Genomic DNA, 18,149 nt, shown 5'->3' with positions numbered 1-18,149 from the left:
CGGCTAACATCTCACCCCGGACCAAAAGCCAAAACAGGGGGTTCACATGGCGCTCAAGGTGCGAGAGGTGAAAGGGACGAACCGCGCGTGCGCGGCGCTGGCGATGCTCGGGGTGATGTCGCTTGCCGCATCGTCCGCGCACGCCGCGATGAATTTCTGCGCCGCGCCCGCGATGCAGACGAGCGAGCGCACCAACGCCGATCCCGGTGTGAAGGCCCTCGTGAAAATGGTGCAGTCGCGCGTGAACGATCAGCCGAAGCCGCGCGCGAAGCTGCATACGGAAGGCACGCTGCCGCACGAAGGCATCTACGACGAAAGCGTCGAAGCGGAGAAAGACCTCGGCCTGATGCGCGACGCCGCGCTCGCGTGGCGCGCGACCGGCGACGAACGTTACCTGCGTCTCGTCGACCGCTTCCTGTTCGCGTGGACGACCACGTATCAGCCGAGCTTCAATCCGATCGACGAAACGAATTTCGAATCGCTGATTCTCGCGTACGACCTCACGGCGAGCGCGCTGCCGGTCAAGACGCGCAACGCGGCGAACGCGTTCATCACGAAGATGGTGAGCGGTTATATCGACGATATGGACAAGCAGCCGCGCCCGCTGACCGGCAGCTATCGCAACAACTGGCAGAGCCATCGCGTGAAGCTGGTGGCGATGGGCGCGTTCACCATCGACGACCGCAAGCTCATCAACGCGGCGCAGCGGCTTTTTATCGAACATATCGGCGACAACATCGCGCCGGACGGATCCACGGTCGATTTCGCCGAACGCGATGCGCTGCGCTACGTCACCTACGATCTTCAGCCGCTCGTGACGGCGGCGCTCGCTGCGCGCAGGCACAACCGCAACTGGCTGCCGGAGCGCGCGCAGTCGGGTGCGACGCTGGCCGTGGCGCTCAACTGGCTCACGCCGTATGCGCTCGGCACGAAGACGCACGACGAATTCGTGAAGTCGTCCGTGCCTTTCGACGCCAAGCGGCGCGAAGCAGGATTGCCGGGTTACTCGGGTCAGTGGGATCCGAGGAACGCGGCGGAACTCTTTCATCTCGCGGCGCGTCTCGACGGCCGCTACGCGCCGGTGGCGCTGCGGCTCGCGCCCGCGCCGCCCGCGTGGCTCGCGGTGTGTCTGCCGCTGCCGGCGCGTTAATTCTTTCAGTCAGGTGATGTCATGGCAGTCAGCGTATTCGACCTCTTCAAGATCGGCATCGGACCTTCGAGCTCGCACACCGTCGGACCGATGCGCGCCGCGTTGATGTTCGCGCAGGGGCTCGAGCGCGACGAACTGCTGGAGTCGACGGCATCGGTGAAATGCGAGCTGTACGGCTCCCTCGGCGCGACGGGCAAGGGCCACGGCACCGATCGCGGCGTGATGCTCGGCCTGATGGGCGACGCGCCCGATACCGTCGATGCTTCGAGCATCGTGCCGCGCCTGGAGCAAGTGCGGACGTCGAAAACGCTCGCGCTGCTCGGCGCGCGCCAGATTCCGTTCACGATCAAGGAGAACATCGCGTTCTACCGGCAGGCGCTGCCGGAGCATCCGAACGGCATGAAGCTCTACGCGTTCGATGCGAACGGCGCGTTGCTGCGCGAGGCGACGTATCTGTCTGTTGGCGGCGGATTCGTCGTGACGGCGGGCGCGGCGAACACGGCGGTGCTGACGGCGCACGAGCAGTTGCCGTATCCGTTCCAGACCGGCGACGAGCTGATGAAGATGTGCGCGGACTCGCGCAAATCGATCGCGCAACTGATGTGGGAAAACGAGCGCGTGTGGCGTTCGGAAGACGAGATTCGCAGCGGGCTGCTGCGCATCTGGGACGTGATGCAGGATTGCGTCGCGCGCGGGTGCGGCATCGGCAATCCGGAAGCGGAAGGGCATCTGCCGGGGCCGTTTCAGGTGAAGCGGCGCGCGCCGCAGCTTTATCGCGCGCTGGCTGAAAAGCCCGAGCAGGCGTTGCGCGATCCGTTGTCGATGATCGACTGGATCAATCTCTACGCGATTGCCGTGAACGAGGAGAACGCGATCGGCGGACGCGTTGTGACGGCGCCGACCAACGGCGCGGCGGGCATCATTCCGGCGGTGTTGCATTACTACGATCGCTTCGTGCCGGGATCGAATACGCAAGGCGTGATCGATTTTTTGCTGACGGCTGCGGCCATCGGCATTCTGTACAAGATGAATGCGTCGATTTCCGGCGCGGAAGTCGGATGTCAGGGCGAAGTCGGCGTCGCGTGTTCGATGGCGGCGGGCGCGCTGGCCGCGGTGCTCGGCGGCACGCCAGCGCAAGTCGAGAATGCGGCGGAAATCGGCATGGAGCATAACCTCGGGCTGACGTGCGATCCGGTCGGCGGAATGGTGCAGATTCCGTGCATCGAGCGTAACGCGATGGGTTCGGTCAAGGCGGTCAACGCGGCGCGCATGGCGATGCGCGGGGACGGATCGCACTACGTTTCGCTCGATTCGGTAATCAAGACCATGAGGGAGACGGGCGCGGATATGAAGACCAAATATAAAGAGACTTCGCGCGGCGGATTGGCGGTGAATATCGTGGAGTGTTGAGCGCTAGGAGTTGCCTGCGGATAAGCCGCTTTATCGATGACTGAAACATTCGTTATACGAGATAAATTTGCGGTGCGGACGCGGTTAGCATCAGCGGAATCCAAGACAGATTTTGCCGATTGCAGACCGAGAGAGCAGCATTGGAATCCGATCAATTGCTTGCCCACAAGCAGGCGTTCAAGACGCTGACTGCGTCGCCCAAGTTCAGGCAGATGAACAAGAGCAAGTGGCCGAAGCCATTCAGCAGAATGGCGCGTCCGCGTGTCAGGCCACCGATCTGATTCCCGTTTCGGATGCGCACTGCGTGCTGTTCATGTGGCGCGATGGCGAAGAGCTAATGGATCGATCGTTCTACGGACACCTGCTCTGGACTTTGCCTCAAGGCGATTTGTCTCCGCTGTTGGAGTTTCACTATCATCCGAGCCATAAAGGCGTGCATTGCAAGATGCCCTGCGAAACGACCATCGATTATCGGAATCGCTTGCTGCCGGGCGGCGCCGGAGCTGAACCTCAAGTCATCTCGAATTTTCGATCCGCGCGTCACAGATGATCGCTCGGCGCTCATCGTCCTATTTTGCCGAGCGACAGGCATCACGATCTCATACTGGCGATCGCCGAGAGTCAGTTAGCCGTCGGCAAGGCACAGTTCGAACGCGCCAACTACTACACCTGGAAGACCGTCGTCTTCGATGCGCGAAACCTTCGAAGTCTGATCGGTTCGGTCCTTCATTGAAGCGGAACATCACGCCCCAATCAAATTCACCACCTTCACATTCCTCGTATCCGGCACTTCGGCATACGAGATCACCTTCAACTGCGGCAAGCTCCGGCGCAGGAACCGCGCCAGCATCGCGCGCAGCGAATGCTGCACGAGCAGCACCGGCGGCAAGCCCAGGTTCTGCTGACGCATGATCGCGTTTTGCGTCGAGTTCATCAGCGTCTGCGCGAGTCCCGGTTCCAGTCCCGGATTCGGACCCGTCGACAATGCCTGCGACAGCACGCGCTCCAGCGTCGGATCGAGGCCCATCACCTGCAGATCGTCGTTGCCCGGATACCACTGCTGCGTGATCGCGCGGCCCAGCGCGAGACGTACCGCCGCCGTGAGATCGTGTGCATCCGAAACACGCGGCGCGTGTTCCTGCAACGCGTCGAGAATCGTACGCATGTCGCGGATCGGCACGCTTTCGTCCAGCAGGTTCTGCAACACCTTCTGCAGCGTCGTAAGCGAAATGACCTTCGGCACGAGATCTTCCGTCAGCGAAGGCGTGTCCTTGCCGATGCGCTCCAGCAGCGCCTGCACTTCCTGACGGCCGAGCAATTCGGCAGCATGCGTCACGACGAGGTGATTCAAATGCGTCGCGACGACCGTGCTCGCATCGACGACCGTGTAGCCGTAGACCTGAGCCTGTTCGCGCAGATTCGTATCGATCCACACCGCCGGCAGACCGAACGCCGGATCCTGCGTCTGCGCGCCCGGCAGCGCGGCCGACACCTGTCCCGGATTGATCGCGAGCCACTGACCCGGAAACGCCTCGCCGACGCCCACTTCCACGCCCTTCAGCGCAATGCGATAACCGTTCGGCCGCAGTTCGAGATTGTCGCGAATGTGGATGACCGGCGGCAAAAAGCCGATTTCCTGCGCGAATTTCTTGCGGATGCCCTTGATCCGCTTGAGCAATTCGCCGTCGCTGTTGCGATCGACGAGCGGAATCAGGCGATAACCCACCTCGAGCCCGAGCGGATCGATGAGCGACACGTCCTCCCAACTGGCCTCGGCATTTTCGGCGGAAGCCGCAGCCGCGCTCGCCTGGAGCGGCGTGACATCGGTGACGGCGCTTTTCTTCTTCGCTTCGGCGCGCTTGTTCATCGTGCGCGCGGCGTAGATGAGGCCGCCGCCGAGCAGCATGAACGCGAAGTGCGGCATGCCCGGAATCAGGCCCATCACGCCGATGATCACGCCTGTAATCATCAAGACGCGCGGGTTCTGGAACAACTGGCCGGTCAGCTGCGTGCCGATGTCTTCCTCGGTCGCGACGCGCGACACGATCACGCCTGCCGCCGTCGAGATAATGAGCGACGGAATCTGCGCGACGAGGCCGTCGCCGATCGTGAGCAGCGTGTAGTTGGTCGCCGCGTGCCCGAAGTCCATGTCGTGCTGGAGCATGCCGACGATCAGCCCGCCCACCACGTTGATGACCATGATGAGCAAGCCCGCGATCGCGTCGCCGCGCACGAACTTCGACGCACCGTCCATCGAACCGTAGAACTCGGCTTCCTGCGCGACCGCCTGACGGCGCTTCTTCGCCGTTTCCTCGTTGATGAGACCGGCGTTCAGATCGGCGTCGATGGCCATCTGCTTGCCGGGCATCGCATCGAGCGTGAAGCGCGCGCCGACTTCGGCGATACGTCCCGCGCCCTTCGTGATCACCATGAAGTTGATGATCATCAGAATCACGAACACGACGATACCGACCGCGAAATTCCCGCCGACGAGAAAGTGCCCGAACGATTCGATCACCTGACCGGCCGCGTCCGGGCCGGTGTGACCCTCGAGCAGCACGATACGCGTCGACGCGACGTTCAGCGACAGGCGCAGCAGCGTCGAGAACAGCAGCACGCTCGGGAACGCCGCGAAGTCGAGCGGCTTTTGCGTGTACATGCTGACGAGCAGCACCATCACCGACAGCGCGATGTTGAAGGTGAACAACAGATCCAGCAGGAACGCCGGCAAGGGCAGAATCATCATGCCCAAGATCATGCAGATCAGGATCGGGCCGGCTAAGGCGCGAAGGTTCTGCGTGCCCAGCGCGTCGGGCCGTTTGGCGAAAAATCCAGCGCGCGCGTTCATGCTGCGGCTCCATTGTCAGTGTTGTCGCCAGCCAGGGCTTCGGCAGCCTCCTGATCGGCGTCGGCGTCGGAAACGCCGCCTTTGTCCAGTTCCTTCGGCACCTCGAGATCGGACGGTTCGTCCGGCTTGATGCCGCCATCTTCCTTGTAGCGCTTGAGCTGGTAGACCCACGCCAGCACCTGCGCGACCGCGCCGTACAACGCGCCCGGAATCTCGCGGTTGATCTCGACGTTGTGATACAGCGCACGCGCGAGCGGCGGCGCTTCGAGCAGCGGCACGTTGTGCTCGCGGCCCAGTTCGCGGATGCGTGCCGCGACCAGATTCACGCCCTTCGCGACCACCTTCGGCGCGCGCATCTCGCCGTCGGCGTACTTCAGCGCGACGGCGAAGTGCGTCGGGTTCGTGACGATGACATCGGCGGTCGGAATCGCCTGCATCATCCGGCGACGCGCGGCCGCGCGCTGCTGCTGGCGGATCTTGCCCTTGATGTGCGGATCGCCTTCGTTTTCCTTGTGCTCGCGCTTCACTTCTTCCTTGCTCATGCGCAGCTTTTTCGCGTGCGAGTAAAGCTGATACGGCACGTCGACGGCCGCGACGAGAAACAGTCCGCCGATCGCCATCGCGCAGCACACGAAAATCATGTGCATCGCGTCGGCGAGCGCGAGATCGAGCGGCTTCGTCAAAAGGCCGAGCACTTCGGCCTTGCGGCTCCACATCGCCCAGCCCGCCATGCCACCGACCACCGCCGTCTTCAAGAGCGACATGCCGAGCTGCACCGGTCCTTGCATCGAGAAAATCTTGCCGAGACCGCTGATCGGATTCAGACGCCCGAAGTTCGGCGCGAGCGGTTTCGTCGTGATGAGCCAGCCGCCGAGAGCCATCGGCGCGACGAGCGCGGCGAATCCGGTCAGCAGCAGCACGGGCAAAACGGCGAAGAGACCTTCCCGGCCCGCGTTTGCCGCGCCCATCATCATCTGGTGCGTGTCGAGCACCGTCGCGTGATCGAACGTGAACGCGCCGCGAAGAATCGTCTGCAAATGCTGGTTGATCGGCCCCGACAACGCCCACACGCCGAAAAAACCCGCCGCCAGCAGCGCGAACGACGCGAGCTCGCGCGAACGCGCAACCTGACCGTCCTCCCGCGCCTTTTCCAGGCGCTTGGGAGTCGCTGATTCGGTTTTTTCGAGATCGCTTTCTTCTGCCACCGGGCCTTACTCCATCGCTTCCATCGGTTTCACATGCGAGCGGCACGAAGCCGCTTTTTGATGAAAGCGATTATTGCGGAAGGCGTCGAGCAGCCATCGGCGGATAAAGCCGGGGAAAAGGGGGTTATTCGGCCGATGAAAGCGCGGGAAACAAAAGCGGCGCGCGCCTCGCGAGAAGCGCGCGCCGTTCGAGAGGCGAGAAACGGCAATGACAGGCGATCAGGCGCCGGGCACGCGGCCGTCCGGACCGTAGAAGCCGCCCTTCGACGGAGCGACCTGCAACGCGGCGAGCGCCTTGCGGTTGTATTCCATGCGGGTGCGGATCAGCACGCCGTTGTTGTTGTTGCCCTGTTTCGCGCGGCGGGCCGCGGCGGTGAGCAGCGCCCATTGCTCGGCGATCTTGCTGTCGCCCGCAGCGGCCGCTTCCATGCCGACGAAGCCGCCGGGAAAACCGAGCGCGTTCAATTGTTCGTCGCGCGCCTTTTCGAGAGCGGAGATGCGTTCGGTGAGCGCGGTCTTGTTCTCGATGATCGTCGGCAGCGCCGGAAGCGGCTGCGCGGCGATCAGCGCTTTTTCCTCGACCTCGAGGAGGGATTCGAAGGCCAGAACAGCGGCGACTTCTTCGGTGACAGTGGCAAGCAGGGCGTCTCTCATTGCATCGCTCGAAAAGCGGTTTGAAAAGCCGCCCGGTGTCGCCAACGCTCGCCGTCACGCGCAAGGCGCTACGGAAGCGTTCAGCCGCCGGTCGGCGGGGTTCTCGTTTGCAGCAGGTCGCGAGCGGTGCTCAAAATGCCGTCGGCGATCTTGCTGGTGTCCATCTTCAGGCTGCCGTCGCGGATTGCGGCCTTGATCGACTCGACTTTCGCCGTGTCGATGTCCGAGCCGCTCGATGCGCGCAAGTCGCTCGAAACCGACGACAGACTCACCGTCGAATTCTTCGCCGGGCTCGCGCCCGCTTGCGATTGCTGCACGGTGCCCGCGGCACCTTTCGCGTCGTTTTGCGACGCGCGCGGCAGATTGTCTTGAAGGCCAGCCAGATTGGTGTTGCTATTCGATTCGATCTTCACGATGTCCATTCCCGAACGTGTTGAGTCCTTTAACGGCGACGGGTCTTGAAAACTTTACCCTGACGCCGGACTGCCAACTGCCGTTCGCTCTGCCTATCGCGCTCTGAGCCTTATTTGGCGGGCATCGAGCGCATTTGCAACAAAATGAAACAAGTGTGGGGGACCGAACACATCCCGTTTTACAGGGCCACTTCCACCGTCTGACTGTCCTTCACGATGCCGGTGATGATCTGGCCACCGGCGGTTTTGACGCGTACTTGCTGGCCGGGCGCCGCGTTGTTCATCACGGTGCCGTCGGCGGAAATCGAGAATCCGGAGCCGCCGGCGACGACGTGCACGGTCTGGCCGATCGACACCGACGTCGACGCGCGCAGCATGTCGGTGCGCAGCGGCAGGCCGGCCGGCACGCGCGACAGTGCGACTGCGCCGACGGCCTGAGCCGGATCGGTGACGATGGCCTGCGGCATCACGGTGAGATCGCCGTCGCGGGCGACGAGATCGGCGTTGTTCAGCACTTCGCCCGGCGCGATTGCGCGCGCGGCGGTGTAGTAAGTGGCGTTGATCGATACGCGCGCCTGCACGTAAAGCGTCCACGGACGCTCGCCGACGCAGCGCACGCCGACCGTCAGTCGACCCCAGAGGCGCGCGCCCGTCGGCATGAACGGATCGAGCGCCGAGCACGCCGCGAGACCGCGCGGAAAGACCGGCGTCACGGTGATGTCGACCTTGCCCGGTAAGCCGGCGGCCTGCTGCTGAAGAAAGTTGAGCGCGGTGAGGCGGATCGATTCGCCGTCTTGCATGGTGGCGGCTACCGCTGCGGCCGGCGTTGCTGCTGCCGCCGACGGATTGAAGCTCACGCGCTTCATCGGCGAAGCGGTGGCGGCGACGGGCGTCGCGGGGCTGGCCGCGACGGGCTTGACGCTCGCGCCGCGGACGACGCCATCGTCGCGCGTCACGACGACGGGCATCACCTCGCGCGAAGCGGATGAGGCCGGCGCTTTCTGAAGCGCAGGCGCCGCAACCGCAACCGCGCGCGCAGGCTTCGCTTCGCCCGGTCCGGGAATCACGATCATGCCGCTCGCGTCGTTCATCGCGCTGTTCATCGCGCTGTTCATCGAATCGTCGGCGGCGTCGGCGCGGGCGTCGAGTTCGAGCGCGGCGTTGCGCATCGCGGCGTCGGCGGCTTTGGTCGCGGCGCGATAGCCGCTCGGGCCCGGACGCGTTGTTTCAGGCGCGGGCGCCGCGGCAACGGGCGTCGCGGCGCGTGCCGTCAGCTTTTGGGCCATGTCGGCGGCGGCGGCCGGATTGGTTTCGGCGTTGCCCGGAATGACGATCGGGCCGTCGGCCTGCTGCGCCTGTGCGAGCGCAGCCACGCCCATCCATAGAGACACGCCGGCCAGACCGCGCAGCGTGCGGCGCGCGAACGTCGCTGCGGCGCGAGCCGTAGGGTTCGATGCACGTTTCGCGGACCTGCTCATCGACTTTCTCCGTACCTGATTCGATCGGGCCGCAAACGATGCGGCGACTGCATTGATCCGTTTGCGGCGGGAAAAAGACCCGCAATCGGCAACGAGACGAATTCTAGATATCGGCCGGATAACGCAAGCGTCGAATAGAGGCCCCGTTTCCCGGTTATTCGTCGGATTAGTTATTGCGCGCCGCTCCTAAGATGCGTGTCATGCAAAAAGGCCCCGGCGCTGCCGACAGGAGAAACCGCAATGCTTGACAGACTCGACAAGGAATTCGCATTTGGCCGCGAGGCGCTCGACGTGCGCGCGTATCGGCAGGAATTGCTGTCGTCGAATATCGCCAACGCCGACACCCCCGGCTACAAGGCGCGCGACGTCGACTTTTCGAGCGCGCTCGCGGGCGCGCTCAAGCAGGGCGGCAGCGCATCGAACGGCTCGACGCTGAAGATGGCGCAACCCGTCCGCGTCAGCACGAGCGGCGGCATGGCGACGACGGCCAAGGGCCACATGAGCGGCACGTCGACGCTGTCCGCGTCGGGCGGCCCGAGCGACGACTACGGCAAGCTCGCCTATCGCGTGCCGAGCCAGCCGTCGCTCGACGGCAACACGGTCGATCTCGACTCGGAACGCGTGCAGTTCGCGGACAACGCGCTGCACTTCGAGGCGGGCATGACGGTGCTGTCGTCGCAAATCAAATCGATGTTGTCGGCGATTACGTCGAACAGTTGAGCGCAGTAGGAGAAACAGATGCCTTCCTTGATGAACATCTTCAACGTCGCCGGCTCGGCGATGTCAGCCCAGGCGCAGCGCCTGAACGTCACCGCGTCCAACCTCGCGAACGCGGACAGCACGACCGGCCCCGACGGCAAGCCGTACAAGGCCAAGCAGGTCGTGTTCGCGGTCGATCCGCTCGGCGGCGCGAAGACCGCGTCGGGCCAGCAGGTCGGCGGCGTGCAGGTGACGGGCGTCGTCGACGATCCGAGCCCGATGAAGACCAGCTACGACCCGAGCAACCCGGCGGCGAACGCGGACGGCTATGTGACGCTGCCCAACGTCGATCCGGTGCAGGAGATGGTCAACATGATTTCCGCGTCGCGTTCCTATCAGGCGAACGTCGAGACGCTCAACACCGCCAAGCAACTGATGCTCAAGACCCTGACCATCGGAACCTGATAGAGACACTCAAGGAACACAACGTGACGACCAGCACAACCATCGGCAGCAACGGCACCACGGTGTCGCAGACGCTGCTCGACACCATGAACGGCGCATCGTCGAGCTCGTCGACGTCGTCGACCTCGGCGACCGGCGCGCAATCGGCGTCGGATCTGCAGAACACATTCCTGACGCTGCTCGTGACGCAGCTCAAGAACCAGGATCCGACGAATCCCGCCGACAGCTCGCAGATGACCTCGCAGCTCGCGCAGATCAACACGGTGACGGGCATCGGCCAGCTGAACACGTCGCTGTCCTCGCTCGCGACGCAGCTTTCCGCCGGCCAGCAGACGCAGGCGGCGCTGCTCATCGGCTCGAACGTGCTCGCCGCGGGCAACAACATGACGGTGTCGAGCGGCAAGTCGTCGAGCTTCGGCGTGCAACTGGCCAACGACGTGAGCGACCTGCAGATCGTCGTGAAGAACTCGTCGGGCCAGATCGTCAACACGCTCGACCTCGGCGCGCAAGGCGCGGGCGTCGTGCCGGTGACGGGCTGGACGCCGGTCGATTCGAAGGGCGCCACGCTCGCCGACGGCACGTACACGATCACCGCGCAAGGCACGATCAACGGCCAGCAGGCGACCGCGACGACGCTGTCGGCTTCGCAAGTGCAAAGCGTCGTGCAGATGTCCGGCGGTGCGCCGGGCCTCAAGCTGTCGAACGGCTCCACGGTCGCGCTGTCGGGCGTCGCGTCGATCCTCTAAATCCAATTTCAGGACGGGCGCGGGCTCGTTACGGAGAAACATCAAATGAGTTACCAACAAGCACTGAGCGGTCTGGGCGCTGCATCGAGCGATCTCGACGTCATCGGCAACAACATCGCCAACGCGAACACGGTCGGCTTCAAGCAGGGCTCCGCGCAATTCGCCGACATGTACGCGAATTCGATGGCCACGGCCGTGAACAACCAGATCGGCATCGGCACGAAGCTCGCCGAAGTGCAGCAGCAGTTCTCGCAAGGCACGATCACGACGACCAACCAGGCGCTCGATGTCGCGATCAACGGCAACGGTTTCTATCAGTTGTCGAACAACGGCTCGATCGTGTATTCGCGCAACGGCGTGTTCCATCTCGACAACCAGGGCCGCATCGTCAACTCGGCGGGCCTGCAACTGATGGGTTACGCCGCGAACTCGGACGGCGTCGTCAACAGCGCGAGCACCGTGCCGCTGACCGTGCCGACGTCGAACGTCGCGCCGACCGCGACCAAGAACATCACGGCCGCGTTCAACCTGAACTCGCAGGACACCGCGCCGACCGGCGCCTTCGATCCGACCGATTCGACGACCTTCAACCAGTCGACGTCCGTCGATGTATACGACTCGCTCGGCGGCACGCAGAAAGTGTCCGTGTACTTCCAGAAGAGCGCGACGACGAATACGTGGCAAGCCTACGCGACCTACGGCGACCCGGTCAGCGCGCCGATTTCGCTCGGCACGATGGCGTTCAATTCGTCGGGCACGCTGACCTCGACGACCGATTCGAGCGGCGCGGCGACGGCGGCAACCGGCAAGTTCACGTTCTCGATTCCGAACGGCGGGGACGGCGGCGCGACGCAGCAAGCGCTGACGATCGACCTCAACGGCACCACGCAGTACGGCGCGAAAGACGGCGTGACCAACATCGCGCAGGACGGCAACAGCACGGGCGAGCTGACGGGCTTCACGGTCAGTACCGACGGCACGCTGACGGGCAACTACTCGAACGGCCAAACGAAAGCGCTCGGGCAGATCGCCATCGCCAACTTCAACAACCAGAACGGCCTGCAGGATCTCGGCGGCAACGTCTACGCGCAGACCTCGGCGTCGGGCGCACCGCAAGTCGGCGTGCCGGGCTCGACCAACCACGGCACGCTGCAGGGCGGCGCGGTGGAGAACTCCAACGTCGACCTGACGAGCGAGCTCGTGAATCTGATCACCGCGCAGCGCAACTATCAGGCGAACGCGCAGACGATCAAGACGCAGCAGACCGTCGATCAGACGCTGATCAATCTGTAACCGTCGTCTGCACGCGAATTTGACGCATTAGGAAGAAGGAAAGCGATTCATGGACCGTCTGATCTACACCGCGATGACCGGCGCGAGCCAGGCGCTCGAGCAGCAGGCCGTCGTGGCGAACAACCTCGCGAACACGTCGACCACGGGTTTCAAGGCGCAGCTCGCGGCGTTCCGCCAGGTGCCGATGTCGTTCGAAGACCAGTCCGCCGATGGCACGACGCGCACTTTCGTGCTTTCGTCGACGCCGAACGCGGACTACTCGGCAGGCCCGATCCAGCAGACGGGCAATCCGCTCGATGTCGCCGTTCAGGGACAGGGCTGGTTGTCCGTGCAGGCCGCCGACGGCAGCGAGGCTTACACGCGCGCCGGCAATCTGCATGTGGATCAGAACGGCCAGCTCGTCACGGCGAACAATCTGCCGGTGCTGGGCAACAGCGGTCCGCTGTCGATTCCGCCGGGCGCGGAAGTCACCATCGGCAAGGACGGCACGATCTCCGCGCTGATTCCCGGCGACCCGCCGACGGCGATCGCGGTCGTCGATCAGCTCAAGCTCGTGAATCCCGATCCGGCGACGCTCACGCGCGGCGATGACGGGCTCTTTCGCACCGCCGGCGGCGACCCCGCCGACGCGGATCCGAACGTGGTCGTGGCCGGCGGCGCGCTCGAAGGCAGCAACGTGAATCCGGTTGCCGCGATGGTCTCGATGATCACCAACGCGCGGCAATTCCAGATGCAGACGAAGCTGATGGAATCGGCGGACCAGAACGAACAGTCGGCCAACAAGCTGCTCAACTTCTCTTAAGCGGCAAACAGGCTGCAAACACGCGGCAAACGCCGGCTACACAGGATACGAAACAAGATGAATCGCTCTCTCTACATCGCCGCGACCGGCATGAATGCGCAGCAAGCGCAGATGGACACCATCTCGAACAACCTCGCCAACGTGAGCACGAACGGCTTCAAGGGCTCGCGCGCGGTGTTCGAGGATCTGCTGTATCAGACGACGCGCCAGCCGGGCGCGAATTCGACGCAGCAGACCGAACTCGCATCGGGCGTGCAGCTCGGCACCGGCGTGCAACAGGTCGCGACCGAGCGCCTCTACACGCAGGGCAACCTGCAGCAGACCGGCAATTCGAAGGACGTCGCGATCAACGGCCAGGGCTTCTTCCAGGTGACGATGCCCGACGGCTCGACCGCCTACACCCGCGACGGCTCGTTCCAGACGAACTCACAAGGCCAGCTCGTCACGTCGAGCGGATATCAGCTGAATCCGGCGATCACGATTCCGCAGAACGCGACGGGGATCACCATCGGTTCGGACGGCACGGTGTCGGTGACGACCGCGAACACGTCGACCAGCACGACGGTCGGCCAGGTCACGCTCGCGACCTTCATCAACCCGGCCGGCCTCGATGCGCGGGGCGAAAACCTGTTCTCGGAAACGAGCAGCTCGGGCGCGCCGAACGTGTCGCAGCCGGGACTGAACGGCGCGGGCTCGCTGCAACAGGGTTATGTGGAAGCGTCGAACGTCAACGTGGTGCAGGAACTGGTCAACATGATCCAGACCCAGCGCGCGTACGAAATCAACAGCAAGGCCGTGACCACGTCCGACCAGATGTTGCAGACGCTTTCGCAAATGCAGGTTTAATCCCCTCTATTCGACGGATGGGAATCGCGGCGATGGCGTCACACTGATGCCTGAATCCGCTTCAGAAGAGTTATCACGATGTCGCTCACTCACATTCTTTCGCGCGCGTCGATCGGCGCGCTCATCGCATCGCTGGCCGCGTGCGGCCTCGTGCCGAAAGAGCCGATCATCCAGCAGCCGATGACCGCGCGTCCGCCGCAGCCGCCCGTCGGCACGCGGTCGCCCGGCGCGATCTACAACGCGGGCTACGCGGGCCGGCCGCTGTTCGAAGACCAGCGTCCGCGCAACGTGGGCGACATCCTGACCATCGTGATCTCGGAAAACGTCAACGCGACGAAGTCGTCGGCGGCGAACACCAACCGCGGCGGCAACGCGTCGTTCGCGGTGCCGACCACGCCGGGCCTCTTCGGCGGCCTCTTCAACAACACGAACCTTTCGGCCACCGGCGCGAACAAGTTCACCGCGACGGGCGGCGCGAGCGCGGCCAACACGTTCAGCGGCACGCTGACCGTGACCGTCACGGACGTTTTGCCCAACGGCAACCTGCAGGTGAGCGGCGAAAAGCAGATGCTCATCAACCAGGGCAACGAGTACGTGCGCTTCTCGGGCGTCGTCAACCCGACGACCATCTCGGGCAGCAACACCGTCTATTCCACGCAGGTCGCCGACGCGAAGATCGAATACTCGGCGAAGGGTTACATCGACGAAGCGCAGAACATGGGCTGGCTCCAGCGCTTCTTCCTCAACGTCGCGCCGTTCTGATCATGAATCCGTTTCTCCGTTTCGTTTCCTTCTCGCTCGCAGCCGCGCTCGTCGCCATCGGTTCGGCGCATCAGGCGCACGCCGAGCGTCTCAAGGATCTCGTGCAGTTTCAGGGCGTGCGTGACAATCCGCTGATCGGCTACGGTCTCGTCGTCGGTCTCGACGGCACCGGCGACCAGACGATGCAGACGCCGTTCACGACGCAATCGCTCACCAACATGCTCGGCAACCTCGGCATCACGGTGAACCCGTCGACGTCGTCGAACATGCAATTGAAGAACGTGGCCGCCGTGATGGTGACGGCCACGCTGCCGCCGTTCGCGCGTCCCGGCGAGGCGATCGACGTGACGGTTTCGTCGCTCGGCAACGCGAAGAGCCTGCGCGGCGGCACGCTCCTGATGGCGCCGCTGAAAGGCGCCGATGGCCAGGTGTACGCGATGGCGCAGGGCAATCTCGTCGTCGGCGGCGCGGGCGCGAGCGCGAACGGCAGCAAGGTGCAGGTGAACCAGCTCGCGGTCGGCCGCATCTCGGCGGGCGCGATCGTCGAACGCGCGGTGCCGTCGGCGTTGCAGCAGCAGGGCGGCGTCATGCAGATGGAACTGCGCGAAATGGATTTCGACACGACGCAGCGCATCGTCGCGGCCGTGAACAATCAGTTCGGCATGGGCACCGCGCTCGCGCTCGACGGCCGCACGATCCAGTTGCGCGCGCCGCAGGAGCCGAGCGAGCAGGTGTCGTTCATGGCGCAGCTGCAGAACATCGACGTGCGTCCGGCGCAGGCCGCCGCGAAGGTGATCCTGAACGCGCGCACGGGTTCCATCGTGATGAATCAGATGGTCACGCTGCAGAACTGCGCGGTCGCGCACGGGAATCTGTCGGTCGTCATCAACACGAAGACGGCGGTGAGCCAGCCGAACGCGTTCTCGAACGGCCAGACGGTTGCGGCGAAGGAATCGTCGATTCAGTTGAAGCAGGACAGCGGCGCGCTCAAGATGCTGTCGGCGGGCGCGAATCTCGCGGATGTCGTGAAGGCGCTCAATGCGCTCGGCGCGACGCCGGCCGATCTCATCTCGATCCTTCAGTCGATGAAGGCCGCGGGCGCGCTGCGCGCAGACCTCGAAATCATCTAAAACGAATAAGAACCTATGAACTCGAACACGAACGGCATCGCCGGCACCGCGCTGGCATCGACCGATACGAGCAGCGGATTCTCGAATCTCTCGAACCGTTTCGCGCTCGACACGCAGGGCTTCGACGCATTGCGCGCGCAGGCCGGCGCGAACCCGCAACAGGGCCTGAAGGAAGCGGCCAAGCAGTTCGACGCCGTCTTCACGCAGATGATGCTGAAGAGCATGCGCGACGCGACGCCTTCGGACAGCCCGTTCGAATCGAACGATTCGAAGACGTTCACGTCGATGCTCGATCAGCAATTGTCGCAGCAGATGTCGTCGAAGGGCATCGGCGTCGCGGACATGATGCTCAAGCAGCTCATGCGCAACTCGGGCGCGCAGACCGGCGCGGACGGCAAGGGCGGCGCCATGAACACGATGAGCACGATGAACGCGATGCAGACGCTGGGCGGCATGTCGGGCGGCGGCGGCGATCTCGACGCGAACGCGGGCAATCTCGCCGCGATGAACGCGATGGCGAAGGCTTACGCTGCGGCGCAGGGCAACAGGAACAACGCGTCGCTCGCCGGCAAGGGCTACACGGCGGCGGATTCGGTGGAAGCGCCGGCGCGCGGCAACGGGTCTGACAAGGTGAACGCGTTCGTCGACCGGCTCGCCGTGCCGGCGCAGGCCGCGAGCGCGGCGACGGGCATTCCGGCGCGCTTCATCATCGGTCAGGCGGCGCTCGAATCGGGCTGGGGCAAGCGCGAGATCAAGCATCCGAACGGCGCGACGAGCCACAACATCTTCGGCGTCAAGGCGACGAAAGACTGGAACGGCAAGACTGTCAGCTCGGTGACGACGGAATACATCAACGGCCGTCCGCAGAAGGTCGTCGAGAAATTCCGCGCTTACGATTCGTACGAGGACGCGCTTACCGATTACGCGAGCGTCATCAAGAACAATCCGCGTTATGCGCCGGTGATTCAGGCTTCGCGCGACGTCGCGGGCTTCGCGCACGGCATGCAGAAGGCGGGCTACGCGACCGATCCGCAGTACGCGAAGAAGCTCATCTCGATCATGCGTCAGATCGTCTGACGCCCGTTCGACCGCGTAGTTCGATATTGAAGCGCGGGCCACGCCGCGCATTCAGCCGATGTATGCGGCCGCTTTATTGCTTCGGGGAAGCAAACGTTTTACGTCCGTAGGGACGGCGCACCACATACATTTTTCGGCGGGCGACCCTAAACTTTTGAAGAGGTATGCCGCTAACCTGAATAATCGAAGTGCCGGACCTATTCGGTTCGGATCGTCGCGCGATGTTCGGGGGTCGGGCAGCGCGCGAGCACAATGAACACGGCTAGCACCATGAACACCAATCAAAAGCATGACGTTGCCGACGAGGATATCGCGCCGATCGTGGATTTCGGCAGGCGTAATCCGCTGGAAATCGGCGTGGCGCTGCGCAATCTCGCCAATCGCGGGGACTTTCTGACGGCGCAATACGGCGACGGTCAGATCGTCACGCGCGTGCTCGACGTCGATGTGACCGCGCATCGCTTCACGTTCGACTGGGGCGGTCTCGACGAGCAGAATCGCGGCGTGCTTGCGTCGCAGAAGCTGATTTTCAGTGCGGCGCCGGATGGCGTGCGCGTCGAGTTCACGACGCCGGGTGCGCGCGAAACGATGTTCGACGGGCGTCCGGCGTTCGAAGTCGATTTTCCGACGGTGCTGTACTACATGCAGCGGCGCGAGTATTTCCGTGTCGATACGCCGGTTCTCGATCCTTACATCTGCACGGGTTCGTTGCCGGATGGCGAGCGATTCCGCTTCGAGGTGCATGATCTGTCGCTGGGCGGCGTGGCGCTGCGCACGACGGATGATCGCATCGCGGATCTGGAGATGGGCATCGTGTTTCAGGATGCCGAGCTGCATTTCAGCGCGAATGGACGTGTGACGGTGGATATGATGCTGGTTTCGCATCGGGAATCGACGACGGCGAAAGGGGATCGGCGATATACCATCGGGTTCAAGTTTGTTTCGATGCCGGGGTCGGCGGAGAATACTCTTCAGCGGCTGATCACTCAGCTTGAGATGAAGCGGCGGTCTTTGGCGAAGTAGGGGTTTTGCTTTTGCTTTTGCTTTTGCTTTCGTTTTCGCCGGATCCCGTTTTCGTGTCGGTCTATTAGCACTGCCCCTGTGCGGGGCGGCAGTCACTTTCTTTGCTGCTGCAAAGAAAGCAACTGTATTGAGCGTCAAGGGTTGAGTT

18 protein-coding genes are annotated in these 18,149 nt (G+C 63.7%); 13 read left to right on the top strand and 5 right to left on the bottom strand.

The genetic code is table 11. The features are described from left to right. The first annotated feature begins 46 nt into the window (after nucleotides 1-46). The 3 genes from NCS03_RS13720 (at nucleotide 47) to NCS03_RS13710 (ending at nucleotide 3,110) form a co-directional block, all read left to right on the top strand. Nucleotides 47-1,150: an alginate lyase family protein gene (locus tag NCS03_RS13720; RefSeq protein ID WP_008352523.1), complete on the top strand. Its 1,104-nt coding sequence runs from the start codon at nucleotides 47-49 to the stop codon at nucleotides 1,148-1,150. Nucleotides 1,151-1,171: 21 nt separating this feature from the next. Next, nucleotides 1,172-2,560, top strand: coding sequence for an L-serine ammonia-lyase (locus NCS03_RS13715; RefSeq protein WP_250480752.1), 1,389 nt, complete (start codon nucleotides 1,172-1,174; stop codon nucleotides 2,558-2,560). Nucleotides 2,561-2,786: 226 nt separating this feature from the next. Beyond that, a complete protein-coding gene (locus NCS03_RS13710) occupies nucleotides 2,787-3,110 on the top strand; it encodes a hypothetical protein (protein WP_250529269.1) in 324 nt (107 codons plus the stop codon). Nucleotides 3,111-3,302: 192 nt separating this feature from the next. Here NCS03_RS13710 and flhA read toward each other — a convergent pair whose 3' ends face one another. The 5 genes from flhA to flgA form a co-directional block, all read right to left on the bottom strand. Continuing rightward, the gene (gene flhA, locus NCS03_RS13705) at nucleotides 3,303-5,408 is read right to left on the bottom strand and encodes a flagellar biosynthesis protein FlhA (protein WP_008352531.1); all 2,106 of its coding nucleotides are present in this window, start codon (nucleotides 5,406-5,408) and stop codon (nucleotides 3,303-3,305) included. Continuing rightward, nucleotides 5,405-6,613, bottom strand: coding sequence for a flagellar biosynthesis protein FlhB (flhB, locus tag NCS03_RS13700; protein ID WP_250529268.1), 1,209 nt, complete (start codon nucleotides 6,611-6,613; stop codon nucleotides 5,405-5,407). The genes flhA and flhB overlap by 4 nt, the downstream gene beginning before the upstream one ends. Nucleotides 6,614-6,832: 219 nt before the next feature. Next, nucleotides 6,833-7,267 carry a flagella synthesis protein FlgN gene (locus tag NCS03_RS13695; protein WP_008352534.1) on the bottom strand — a complete coding sequence of 145 codons (435 nt, stop codon included), beginning with the start codon at nucleotides 7,265-7,267 and terminating at the stop codon, nucleotides 6,833-6,835. A gap of 80 nt (nucleotides 7,268-7,347) precedes the next feature. Next, complete coding sequence (flgM, locus tag NCS03_RS13690) at nucleotides 7,348-7,689, bottom strand: flagellar biosynthesis anti-sigma factor FlgM (RefSeq protein ID WP_008352536.1); 342 nt, start codon at nucleotides 7,687-7,689, stop codon at nucleotides 7,348-7,350. A gap of 170 nt (nucleotides 7,690-7,859) precedes the next feature. Next, a complete protein-coding gene (flgA, locus tag NCS03_RS13685) occupies nucleotides 7,860-9,158 on the bottom strand; it encodes a flagellar basal body P-ring formation chaperone FlgA (RefSeq protein WP_250529267.1) in 1,299 nt (432 codons plus the stop codon). Between the two features lie 240 nt (nucleotides 9,159-9,398). On the opposite strand from flgA, the gene flgB reads away from it, so the two are divergent. The 10 genes from flgB to NCS03_RS13635 all read left to right on the top strand — a co-directional run bounded on the left by flgB (nucleotide 9,399) and on the right by NCS03_RS13635 (nucleotide 18,001). Beyond that, nucleotides 9,399-9,878 (top strand): flagellar basal body rod protein FlgB, encoded by a 480-nt coding sequence (gene flgB, locus NCS03_RS13680; protein WP_008352539.1) that lies wholly within the window; start codon nucleotides 9,399-9,401, stop codon nucleotides 9,876-9,878. 18 nt (nucleotides 9,879-9,896) lie between these two features. Further along, a complete protein-coding gene (flgC, locus tag NCS03_RS13675) occupies nucleotides 9,897-10,322 on the top strand; it encodes a flagellar basal body rod protein FlgC (RefSeq protein ID WP_008352540.1) in 426 nt (141 codons plus the stop codon). A 23-nt stretch (nucleotides 10,323-10,345) separates the two neighbouring features. Next, nucleotides 10,346-11,068 (top strand): flagellar hook assembly protein FlgD, encoded by a 723-nt coding sequence (locus NCS03_RS13670; protein ID WP_008352541.1) that lies wholly within the window; start codon nucleotides 10,346-10,348, stop codon nucleotides 11,066-11,068. A gap of 45 nt (nucleotides 11,069-11,113) precedes the next feature. Beyond that, nucleotides 11,114-12,361, top strand: a complete 1,248-nt coding sequence (flgE, locus tag NCS03_RS13665; protein ID WP_008352542.1) for a flagellar hook protein FlgE — start codon at nucleotides 11,114-11,116, stop codon at nucleotides 12,359-12,361. Between the two features lie 49 nt (nucleotides 12,362-12,410). Further along, a complete protein-coding gene (gene flgF / locus NCS03_RS13660; RefSeq protein ID WP_008352543.1) occupies nucleotides 12,411-13,163 on the top strand; it encodes a flagellar basal-body rod protein FlgF in 753 nt (250 codons plus the stop codon). Nucleotides 13,164-13,220: 57 nt separating this feature from the next. Further along, complete coding sequence (flgG, locus tag NCS03_RS13655) at nucleotides 13,221-14,009, top strand: flagellar basal-body rod protein FlgG (RefSeq protein WP_008352544.1); 789 nt, start codon at nucleotides 13,221-13,223, stop codon at nucleotides 14,007-14,009. 78 nt (nucleotides 14,010-14,087) lie between these two features. After that, nucleotides 14,088-14,771: a flagellar basal body L-ring protein FlgH gene (locus tag NCS03_RS13650; protein WP_008352545.1), complete on the top strand. Its 684-nt coding sequence runs from the start codon at nucleotides 14,088-14,090 to the stop codon at nucleotides 14,769-14,771. A 2-nt stretch (nucleotides 14,772-14,773) separates the two neighbouring features. Then, nucleotides 14,774-15,901 (top strand): flagellar basal body P-ring protein FlgI, encoded by a 1,128-nt coding sequence (locus tag NCS03_RS13645; protein ID WP_008352546.1) that lies wholly within the window; start codon nucleotides 14,774-14,776, stop codon nucleotides 15,899-15,901. A 15-nt stretch (nucleotides 15,902-15,916) separates the two neighbouring features. Further along, nucleotides 15,917-16,978 (top strand): flagellar assembly peptidoglycan hydrolase FlgJ, encoded by a 1,062-nt coding sequence (flgJ, locus tag NCS03_RS13640; protein WP_051996850.1) that lies wholly within the window; start codon nucleotides 15,917-15,919, stop codon nucleotides 16,976-16,978. Between the two features lie 270 nt (nucleotides 16,979-17,248). Next, the gene (locus NCS03_RS13635; RefSeq protein WP_008352549.1) at nucleotides 17,249-18,001 is read left to right on the top strand and encodes a flagellar brake protein; all 753 of its coding nucleotides are present in this window, start codon (nucleotides 17,249-17,251) and stop codon (nucleotides 17,999-18,001) included. The last annotated feature ends 148 nt before the right edge of the window (nucleotides 18,002-18,149 follow it).

The sequence above is a fragment of the Caballeronia sp. ATUFL_F1_KS4A genome, assembly GCF_023630905.1.
Lineage (GTDB): Bacteria > Pseudomonadota > Gammaproteobacteria > Burkholderiales > Burkholderiaceae > Caballeronia > Caballeronia zhejiangensis.
Note: the sequence above shows the minus strand (reverse complement) of the source record. Positions and strands in the feature narration are given on the sequence as shown.

What these genes read in the sequence shown, in the direction of transcription:
- NCS03_RS13645 (WP_008352546.1), top strand. Translation starts at nt 14,774, where the DNA reads ATGAATCCGTTTCTCCGTTTCGTTTCCTTCTCGCTCGCAGCCGCGCTC.
- NCS03_RS13695 (WP_008352534.1), bottom strand. Translation starts at nt 7,267, where the DNA reads ATGAGAGACGCCCTGCTTGCCACTGTCACCGAAGAAGTCGCCGCTGTT.
- flgB (WP_008352539.1), top strand. Translation starts at nt 9,399, where the DNA reads ATGCTTGACAGACTCGACAAGGAATTCGCATTTGGCCGCGAGGCGCTC.
- flgE (WP_008352542.1), top strand. Translation starts at nt 11,114, where the DNA reads ATGAGTTACCAACAAGCACTGAGCGGTCTGGGCGCTGCATCGAGCGAT.
- flgF (WP_008352543.1), top strand. Translation starts at nt 12,411, where the DNA reads ATGGACCGTCTGATCTACACCGCGATGACCGGCGCGAGCCAGGCGCTC.
- flgJ (WP_051996850.1), top strand. Translation starts at nt 15,917, where the DNA reads ATGAACTCGAACACGAACGGCATCGCCGGCACCGCGCTGGCATCGACC.
- flgG (WP_008352544.1), top strand. Translation starts at nt 13,221, where the DNA reads ATGAATCGCTCTCTCTACATCGCCGCGACCGGCATGAATGCGCAGCAA.
- NCS03_RS13650 (WP_008352545.1), top strand. Translation starts at nt 14,088, where the DNA reads ATGTCGCTCACTCACATTCTTTCGCGCGCGTCGATCGGCGCGCTCATC.
- NCS03_RS13715 (WP_250480752.1), top strand. Translation starts at nt 1,172, where the DNA reads ATGGCAGTCAGCGTATTCGACCTCTTCAAGATCGGCATCGGACCTTCG.
- flgA (WP_250529267.1), bottom strand. Translation starts at nt 9,158, where the DNA reads ATGAGCAGGTCCGCGAAACGTGCATCGAACCCTACGGCTCGCGCCGCA.
- NCS03_RS13720 (WP_008352523.1), top strand. Translation starts at nt 47, where the DNA reads ATGGCGCTCAAGGTGCGAGAGGTGAAAGGGACGAACCGCGCGTGCGCG.
- flgM (WP_008352536.1), bottom strand. Translation starts at nt 7,689, where the DNA reads ATGGACATCGTGAAGATCGAATCGAATAGCAACACCAATCTGGCTGGC.
- flhA (WP_008352531.1), bottom strand. Translation starts at nt 5,408, where the DNA reads ATGAACGCGCGCGCTGGATTTTTCGCCAAACGGCCCGACGCGCTGGGC.
- flgC (WP_008352540.1), top strand. Translation starts at nt 9,897, where the DNA reads ATGCCTTCCTTGATGAACATCTTCAACGTCGCCGGCTCGGCGATGTCA.
- NCS03_RS13635 (WP_008352549.1), top strand. Translation starts at nt 17,249, where the DNA reads ATGAACACCAATCAAAAGCATGACGTTGCCGACGAGGATATCGCGCCG.